This is a genomic window from Agrobacterium rosae, assembly GCF_002915175.1.
GTDB lineage: Bacteria > Pseudomonadota > Alphaproteobacteria > Rhizobiales > Rhizobiaceae > Agrobacterium > Agrobacterium rosae.
The window spans coordinates 536,402-544,710 of sequence record NZ_NXEJ01000004.1; the positions used below are offsets into that span (position 1 = coordinate 536,402).

Consider the following 8,309-nt stretch of genomic DNA (forward strand, 5'->3'; position numbering starts at 1 on the left):
GACCGTAAAAACCGATTGAGCGTCATGACAGACAAGACACCTTTCTACATCACCACAGCGATTTCTTATCCCAACGGCAAGCCGCATATCGGCCATGCCTATGAGCTGATCGCGACGGATGCCATGGCGCGTTTTCAGCGTCTGGATGGTAAGGACGTCTTCTTTCTGACGGGCACGGACGAACACGGCCAGAAAATGCAGCAGACGGCACGCGCAGAAGGCATTGCGCCGGAAGAGCTGGCTCAGCGCAACTCCGACCAGTTCCGCGAAATGGGCAAGCTGCTCAACGCCTCCAATGACGATTTCATCCGCACAACGGAAGAGCGTCACCACGAGACCTCGCGCAACATCTGGAACCTGATGGCCGATAGTGGCGACATCTATAAGGACAGCTATGCCGGCTGGTACTCCGTGCGTGACGAGGCCTATTACGCCGAGGACGAAACGGAAGTCCGTGCCGATGACGTTCGTTACGGGCCGCAGGGCACGCCGGTGGAATGGGTCGAGGAAGAAAGCTATTTCTTCAAGCTGTCCGAATATCAGGACAAGCTGCTGAAGCTTTACGAAGACAACCCTGACTTCATCGGCCCCGCCGAGCGCCGCAATGAAATCATGTCCTTCGTCAAATCCGGCCTCAAGGATCTTTCGGTTTCACGTACCACATTCGATTGGGGCATCAAGGTTCCCAATGATCCCAAACACGTCATGTATGTTTGGGTCGATGCGCTGACCAACTACATCACCGCAACCGGCTATATCGAAGACAAGAACGGTCCGCGTGCCAAGTACTGGCCCGCCGACGTTCACATCATCGGCAAGGACATCATCCGTTTCCACGCGGTCTACTGGCCCGCCTTCCTGATGAGCGCCGGTTTGCCGCTGCCCAAGCGGGTTTATGCGCATGGGTTTGTCCTGAACAATGGTGAGAAGATGTCCAAGTCTCTTGGCAACGTCGTCGATCCGTTTGAAATACTTGAAAAGTTCGGCGTTGATTATGTCCGTTATTTCCTGTGCCGCGAAATATCGTTCGGTCATGATGGCAATTGTAACGACGCATTGATTGCGACGCGCGTTAACGCCGATCTCGCGAACGGCATTGGTAATCTCGCCAGCCGCTCGCTTTCTATGATCGTGAAGAATTGTGATGGCCAAATCCCGACGCCTGGTGCGCTGACCGAAGAAGACAAGGCGATGCTCGCTTCAGCCGATGCTCTTCAATCGATTTGCCGTGATGAAATGGGCAAGCAGATGATCCATAAGGCATTGGCCGCAATCATTGCTGTCGTGTCTGAGACAGACCGCTACTTTGCGAGCCAAGAGCCCTGGGCGTTGAAGAAGACCGATCCCGAACGCATGGGCTCCGTTCTCTATGTAACTGCGGAAGTTGTTCGCCAGATCGCCATTCTGTTACAGCCTTTCGTTCCAGATTCGTCCGCTAAGCTTCTCGATCTCGTCGTGCCATCTGCGGACAAACGCGATTTTGCCGCTCTCGGTGAGGCGGGACGTCTGGTGCCGGGCACGCCGCTCGAAGCACCGAAGCCGGTCTTCCCGCGTTACGTGGCGCCAGAGGCTTAAAGAGAAATGCTGATCGATACCCATTGCCATCTGGACTTTGCTGATTTCGATGCGGAGCGCGACGATATCATCGCGCGCGCTCACGCTTCCGGCGTTCGCCAGATGGTGACGATCTCTACCCGCGTCGCGCGCTTGCCGGAACTGCTGAAAATCGCGGAAAAGTATCCCTCGGTCTTCTGCTCAGTCGGTACGCACCCGAACAATGCGGATGAAGAACTCGATATTATGGCTGACGATCTGGTTCAGCTGGCCAACAGCCATGACAAGATTGTGGCAATCGGCGAGGCGGGTCTGGATTATTTCTACGACACGCAAAAGCCCGAAGACCAGAAAACCGGCTTGCGACGTCACATCGAGGCTGCGCGTATCACCCAGCTGCCGCTCGTCATTCACAGCCGCAGCGCCGATGACGACATGATTGCTATTCTGCGCGAAGAAAGCGGGAAGGGGGCCTTCCCCTTCATTCTGCATTGCTTTTCGGCTGGGCCTGAGCTTGCAAAAGTCGGTGTGGAGCTTGGCGGTTACGTGTCGTTCTCCGGCATTCTGACCTTCCCGAAATCACAGGATATCCGCGATATCGCAGCAACCGTTCCGCTGGATCGGCTGCTGGTGGAAACCGATGCACCTTATCTGGCACCAAAGCGCTGGCGCGGAAAACGCAACGAGCCATCTTACGTCGTCAACACGGCGGAAGTTCTTGCCGAGGTTCACGGCATTGCGCATGAGCGCATGGCAGAGATCACCACTGAAAACGCGTTTCGCTGCTTTTCGAAAATGACGAAGGTGTAGGCTGTGGCAGGCTTTCGGCGTCGGTTCACGATACTCGGTTGCGGCTCATCGCCCGGCGTGCCGCGTATCAACGGCGACTGGGGTGCCTGCAATCCTGATAATCCGAAAAACCAGCGCACCCGTGCCGCCTTCATGGTGGAGCAATTCGCCCCGGATGGCGGCGTCACGACTGTCGTCATCGATACCGGGCCGGATCTGCGTGCGCAGCTGATTGCCGCGAAAGTCACGCATATCGATGCGGTTCTTTACACCCACGCCCATGCCGACCACCTGCATGGCATCGATGATCTGCGCGGATATTTCATTACCAGCCGAGTTCGCATTCCTGTCTATGCCGACCCAGCGACGATGCAGCGCATTCGCGATGGCTTTCCCTATTGCCTTGAGACCCCGCCCGGCAGCAATTATCCGCCCATCGTCGAGCCGCATCTCATCGATGATCTGGACGACGAGATCGCAATCAATGGGGCAGGTGGAACCATCACGTTCAAGCCGCATCTGCAACAGCATGGCGACACCCATTCCCTGGGTTTTCGCATTGGCGATGTGGCCTACTGCACCGATGTCAGCGATTTTCCGGCACAGGCCATCGCCAATTTGAGCGGACTTAATGTGCTTGTCATCGATACGTTGCAATATCGCTTTCATCCCAGCCATCTTTCCATGGAACAGTCGCTGGGCTGGATCGAAAAATTCGCACCCAAACGGGCGATCCTCACACACATGCACACGCCGCTGGATTATGACATAGTCATGGGAGAAACGCCTGACCACGTCGAGCCGGGTTACGACCAGATGCGGTTTGAAATCGATATGTCAGCTGAGGCATTCTGACCTGAACGCTTAAGCGGACTGCCGGAGGAGATATCATGTCGACTAAGCCGTTCCGTGCGCCCAGTATGGCTAGCTTCTTCGACAATCTGCGCTCCAGCCGCCTTCGCGCAATCTTCCGACGCGGTGAAATCGCGCTCGTCATTCTGGCGTTCTTCGTCGGTATTGCTGCTGGTCTCTTCGTCGTCCTCATCGGTGCCATAACCACCGCGCTGCATGTTCTCATCTTCGGCGTCGAACGCTTGAGCAGCAGCGATCTCTCAGGCTGGATCGTTCTGCTCGGGCCATTGGCGGGTGGCGTCGTTCTCGGCATCATCATTTTCGTCCTTTCCAAAACGCGAAAAAAACCGATGATCGACCCCATCGAGGCAAATGCCCTGCATGGCGGACGTCTGTCCTTGACCGATAGCGTCATCGTCTGCCTGCAAAACATCGTCTCAAACGGTTTCGGCGCGTCTGTCGGCCTAGAAGCTGGCTATACGCAGGTGGCCAGCGGCGTCGCATCCAAGCTGGGCGTGAAGCTGAAACTGAGGCGAGGGGATATGCGTATCCTCGTTGGCTGTGGGGCCGCAGGCGCGATTGCCGCCGCCTTCAACGCCCCGCTGACTGGTGCATTCTACGCCATCGAACTCATAATCGGCACCTATACGATCGTCACGCTCGCGCCTTTGATCGTCTCCGCACTGGTCGCAACCATCGTCACAGGACTGTTGTCCCAGCACGGTCTCAGCATCGATATATTTGGCTCCAGCGAAGTCACGCCACCGGATTATGTGCCGGCAATCTTTCTCGGGGCCGTTTGCGCAGGCGTCGGCATCGTTCTCATGCAGGCAGTGTCTTTCATCGAGGAAACCGCGCGGAAAAGCAAAATCCCGATTTGGTTGAGACCTGCTATCGGCGGCATTGCAGTCGGCGTCCTGGCGCTGATTTCACCACAGGTTCTGTCCAGCGGCCACGGCGCTCTGCATCTCAACCTCGATGCCAATATGACGATTGCCGGACTGGCTGGCATTTTCATTCTCAAAGCCGCAGCCAGCGCGATCTCCATCGGCTCCAGCTTCCGCGGTGGACTGTTTTTCGCTTCGTTATTCATGGGATCGCTGCTGGGCAAAATCTTCGCGATCTGCGCGCCCTATATCGGCTACGGCGATACCCAGCCCATCGTCTATGCCGTGATCGGCATGAGCGCTTTCGCAGCAGCCATCATCGGCGGTCCCTTGACCATGACATTTCTGGCTCTTGAGCTTACGGGCGACTTCCAGATCACCGTGCTGGTTCTCGCAGCCGTGATGACAACGTCGCTGGTTGTGCGAACGACCTTCGGTTATTCCTTCGCCACATGGCGTTTTCACTTACGCGGTGAAAGTATTCGCAGCGCCCATGACATCGGCTGGATTCGCGATCTGACCGTCGGCAAAATGATGCGTGCCGATATTCGAAAGGAACCGGTCAGCATCGGCCTCGCAACCTTCAAGGAAAAATTCCCGCTCGGCTCAACTCAACGCGTCATCATGACCCACGACGACGGCCGCTACGCCGGCATGATCCTAGTGCCAGAAATCTACGCCGATCCCATGGAACGCGACTCCAAAACAATCAGCCTCGAAACCTATCTGCGCTATAAGACCGACGTGCTTCTACCGACCATGAACGCACGCCAGGCCGCGGCGTTGTTCGACGCTACACAGAGCGAAGCGCTCGCTGTAGTGAACGACAAAATCGAAAACCGACCGATAGGTTTGCTAACGGAAAGCCACACGCTAAGACGCTATAGCGAAGAGTTGGAAATCAGACGTCGAGAGGCATCGGGAGAGATATAGGTTGGTTGAGGTTTTCGATAGAGGATATTGATTCTATTGGATTATGAGTGTTTTAAACCAGAAAGGTTCCGCAGTATGCCAATCCAATAAAGTTCCAAAGAGTGCGGTTTCGGCATTGAAGCTGGGTGAGTGAGTGGATGAGATCGGTTGCCGAGCAGGCATTGTAAGCTACTGGATGACGGAAAGCGTGTTGCACACCTCAATTTGCTGGTTTTGTTGCTTTTCATCGGACGTCGATCTGCAACACGATCTCATCATGTTGCAGATCGAATAGAAGACGCTGTTGCTTATTGAAGTGGTGCGAACGAACGGTTCATTGCCACTCGGTCCTCGTGGGTGGCGTCCGGTCCTAGCAATGCCATCTTGCTCTTGAACACCGGCCATCTCGTGGATGCTTCACTCTCGACTGCGGCATCGAGCGCTTTGCGCATGGTGGGGGCGTCGAAGTCGCAGCAATATCCGGGTGTCAGCGGCTGCTGCCTCCAGGATTCGCCGAGCGATCCACCGTCGACTGAATCGAACCCTACCTCGTTCACGATTCCCATGGCGATCTTCTTCGCGACGTCGTCATCTCCCGCGACCGCCACGGCCAAGCGGCCGGGCGTACCTTCGGGCTGACCTAGTTCCGCCAGAGAGTACGCGAGGATGTTGTTAAAGGCCTTGATGATGGGGCGGCCGATCTTTCTGGAGACCCAAACGCTCTCGACCTCGCCTGCGTCAAGGTCGGCGATCTGCGGGTCGCGTAGGCCCGGATAGTAGTTGCTGGTATCGATGACAGGGACGCTGGCAGGCAGGTCCGCGAAGAGGCCTTTTGGCAGGCTTTCGATGGCGAGAAGCGGAATGGAAAGGATGACTGCGTCCGCGCCGGATATCGCGCCCTTCGCGTCCGTCGCAGTGGCTCCGATTTCGTCGGCGAACGGCCTGACAGCGTCGGCTCCCTTCGAGTTCGCTACTCTGACGTCGTGACCCGCCGATGCGAGCTTGCGGGCGAGAGTGCCGCCGATGTAGCCAATTCCGATGATGCCGATTTTCATGTTTATGCTCCTGTTGTGCTGCCTAACAAGATAATGGATACTGCGACTTCAACAAGAACCGACAGATAAGTGGGTTACCCACTAAAAGGTAAGTATGGCGCAGGAACGAGAGTGGAGATGTGGAGACCCGAAGCAGCAGCGCAAGTGGGCGGATGCGACGACGGACGCCCTGCGGGTCCTCGAAGGCAAATGGAAGATCGTCATCATCTGCCAACTGTTCGGAGCCAAGGAAGCCCTTCGTTTCTCGGAACTCGAACGGCGATGCGAAGGCGTGAACCAAAAGATGCTCATCCAGCAACTCAAAGAGCTAGAGAAAGACGGGATCGTGACACGTACCGTCTATCCCCAAGTGCCGCCGAAGGTGGAGTATGCACTGACGGAGATGGGCAGAGCCCTGGGGCCGTCCATGGCGGAGCTCATCGATTGGGCATTCATGCGCAGGGAGCGAATGGCGGACGAACTCACCCCCTGAGCCGTCGCTAGTTCTCGTCGAACCGGATTGCTGTGGTTCGCTGCAAGCTCGCCGGAGCCGCCGCGATTATCTCGTTGATGAGATCGCTGTCGCCGACGAGAACGACGGTCTCTATGCCGCGAGTGATCGCGGTGTAGAGCATGGTGCGGTCAAGAAGCTTCGACCGTACGACAGGGATGATGACCCGCTTGAATGCCGACCCTTGCGCCTTATGTACGCTGATCGCCCAGCCGTGAGTGAGTTTCTCAAGGTCGGCCGTAGTGATCACGTCTTCCGCGCCGTCGTCGAACCGCACCCAGGCACCCTTTGGATGAGGCTTCATGACGACGCCCAGCGAACCATTCATGAACCCCGCGCAGATCGGATCACCTGTTAGCTTGTCGACTACGGGCTTGCCTTCGGTGTCAAGCTCAGGGGCCTTTGAGTAATCGTTCTTCAGCCACATGATCTTGGACCCGACACTCAGCCCCCAGTCCTCGACGTTCGCCTGTCTGGCCATGTATTCGGTCTCGATGGCGCGGTTCAGCTCCTTCGATCCTGCGGGGCCGTTCTTCACCTGCGTGAGTATCTGGACGTCCAAGTCATGCAGGTCAGTCGTTTTGCCCTTGGGCGGTACCCGCCCGCACATGGCGCGAAAGGCGGCTATGGTCTTCACTGCCACGTCTTCGTTCGTCGCTGGGAAGATATAGACGCCAGGTGTCAGCGCGACATTGGGATCGAAGCGCCTGATGTCTAGTGCCTTTCCGATGCGCACGGCTGATCCGACGGCTGGAATGCCAGTTGCTTCGTCCTGTCTATGGACCACGTCCAGGGTGACGGAAGGGATGCCTGATGCCTTGACCATGGTGTGGAAGGGCAGGCCGGGCCCGATGGGCGGAAGTTGTCCGGGATCGCCGATGAAGATCAGGTTCACCACGATGGGCAACTGTGCGAGCACCCTATAAATCGAGGGCGTATCGAGCATTGAGGATTCGTCGAAGATGACGGTTCCTGCCCGAACACGGCGGCCTGCATCTTCGATCTCGTGAACCAGTCTTGAGAGGGTGCTTGCCGGACGACCTGTCGCCTCGCTGATCCGCCTAACGGCGCGGCCCGCGAGAGCGACCTGCAGGTGTTCGACACCTTCGCGCTGCGAAGCCGAAAGACTGTCGCGGATGGCCTCCAGAGCGGCAAGGACAGCCCGGACGACTGTCGTCTTGCCGGATTTAGAACGTCGCTCCAGATGACAGCCCAAAATCGCGGGACACCGAGCGCGTTAATACTGACCAGTCCGCGTGCTGCTGGCGGGAGTGATGCATCTCTCATATTAATGATGGGCATGGTGACGACTCGCGATTATATGCGAGTGCTACAATCTGTACGGCGCTCGGAAACGCAACACCAGAAACCGCTCGATACCAAGTTTTCCACAATTTCAGAAAAAGCGGTTTTAAATCAAAACGCAACAGTTTCTAAACCGCCCAGATGTTCCATAATGTATATTATGCGATCTTTATATGTAGCACCCATAAAGAATTGCATCGCCTCGAAGTCATCCAGAAGATTTATGATCGACGCATGAGTGTCGTCCAGGCTGCCAGCGTGCTCGGCATCAGCCGAAGTCAGATGCACCGGCTGTTGAACGCGTATGAGGCCTACGGCACACCCGGACTTGTTTCTAAGAAACGCCACCAACCAAGTAATCGGCGTCATAGCGAGGATATTCGCAACTCTGTTCTCGACCTAGGCCGCGTCCCCATAAACGGGGTTCATCTTGTTGATGTTGTGTGATTCAATCTCTTTGGAAGG

The 8,309-nt window shown here is 56.5% G+C and carries 7 protein-coding genes and 1 pseudogene; 6 read left to right on the forward strand and 2 right to left on the reverse strand.

What is annotated here, in order from left to right; genetic code table 11:
- The first annotated feature begins 24 nt into the window (after positions 1-24).
- Genes metG through CPJ18_RS09960 form a run of 4 tightly spaced genes read left to right on the forward strand, consistent with a single transcriptional unit; the run spans position 25 to position 5,015 of the window.
- On the forward strand, positions 25-1,575 hold the full coding sequence (gene metG, locus CPJ18_RS09945; RefSeq protein ID WP_103657882.1) for a methionine--tRNA ligase: 1,551 nt from the start codon (positions 25-27) through the stop codon (positions 1,573-1,575).
- Between the two features lie 6 nt (positions 1,576-1,581).
- The gene (locus tag CPJ18_RS09950) at positions 1,582-2,364 is read left to right on the forward strand and encodes a TatD family hydrolase (RefSeq protein ID WP_103657883.1); all 783 of its coding nucleotides are present in this window, start codon (positions 1,582-1,584) and stop codon (positions 2,362-2,364) included.
- Between the two features lie 3 nt (positions 2,365-2,367).
- Positions 2,368-3,198 carry an MBL fold metallo-hydrolase gene (locus CPJ18_RS09955; RefSeq protein WP_103657884.1) on the forward strand — a complete coding sequence of 277 codons (831 nt, stop codon included), beginning with the start codon at positions 2,368-2,370 and terminating at the stop codon, positions 3,196-3,198.
- 35 nt (positions 3,199-3,233) lie between these two features.
- Entirely contained in the window at positions 3,234-5,015 is a 1,782-nt protein-coding gene (locus CPJ18_RS09960) for a chloride channel protein (protein WP_103657885.1), read from the forward strand.
- A 287-nt stretch (positions 5,016-5,302) separates the two neighbouring features.
- Here CPJ18_RS09960 and CPJ18_RS09965 read toward each other — a convergent pair whose 3' ends face one another.
- Complete coding sequence (locus CPJ18_RS09965; RefSeq protein ID WP_103657886.1) at positions 5,303-6,049, reverse strand: NADPH-dependent F420 reductase; 747 nt, start codon at positions 6,047-6,049, stop codon at positions 5,303-5,305.
- A 94-nt stretch (positions 6,050-6,143) separates the two neighbouring features.
- Between CPJ18_RS09965 and CPJ18_RS09970 the strand changes: the two genes are divergently transcribed.
- Entirely contained in the window at positions 6,144-6,521 is a 378-nt protein-coding gene (locus CPJ18_RS09970; RefSeq protein WP_103657887.1) for a winged helix-turn-helix transcriptional regulator, read from the forward strand.
- A 7-nt stretch (positions 6,522-6,528) separates the two neighbouring features.
- Here the strand turns inward: CPJ18_RS09970 and CPJ18_RS09975 are convergent, their stop codons facing one another.
- Positions 6,529-7,755 (reverse strand): ATP-dependent DNA helicase, encoded by a 1,227-nt coding sequence (locus CPJ18_RS09975; protein WP_245445378.1) that lies wholly within the window; start codon positions 7,753-7,755, stop codon positions 6,529-6,531.
- 230 nt (positions 7,756-7,985) lie between these two features.
- Between CPJ18_RS09975 and CPJ18_RS09980 the strand changes: the two are divergent.
- Positions 7,986-8,252, forward strand: a pseudogene (locus CPJ18_RS09980) (helix-turn-helix domain-containing protein); the annotation flags it as partial.
- Positions 8,253-8,309: the final 57 nt, after the last annotated feature.

What these genes read in the sequence shown, in the direction of transcription:
- CPJ18_RS09950 (WP_103657883.1), top strand. Translation starts at nt 1,582, where the DNA reads ATGCTGATCGATACCCATTGCCATCTGGACTTTGCTGATTTCGATGCG.
- CPJ18_RS09965 (WP_103657886.1), bottom strand. Translation starts at nt 6,049, where the DNA reads ATGAAAATCGGCATCATCGGAATTGGCTACATCGGCGGCACTCTCGCC.
- CPJ18_RS09970 (WP_103657887.1), top strand. Translation starts at nt 6,144, where the DNA reads ATGGCGCAGGAACGAGAGTGGAGATGTGGAGACCCGAAGCAGCAGCGC.
- CPJ18_RS09960 (WP_103657885.1), top strand. Translation starts at nt 3,234, where the DNA reads ATGTCGACTAAGCCGTTCCGTGCGCCCAGTATGGCTAGCTTCTTCGAC.
- metG (WP_103657882.1), top strand. Translation starts at nt 25, where the DNA reads ATGACAGACAAGACACCTTTCTACATCACCACAGCGATTTCTTATCCC.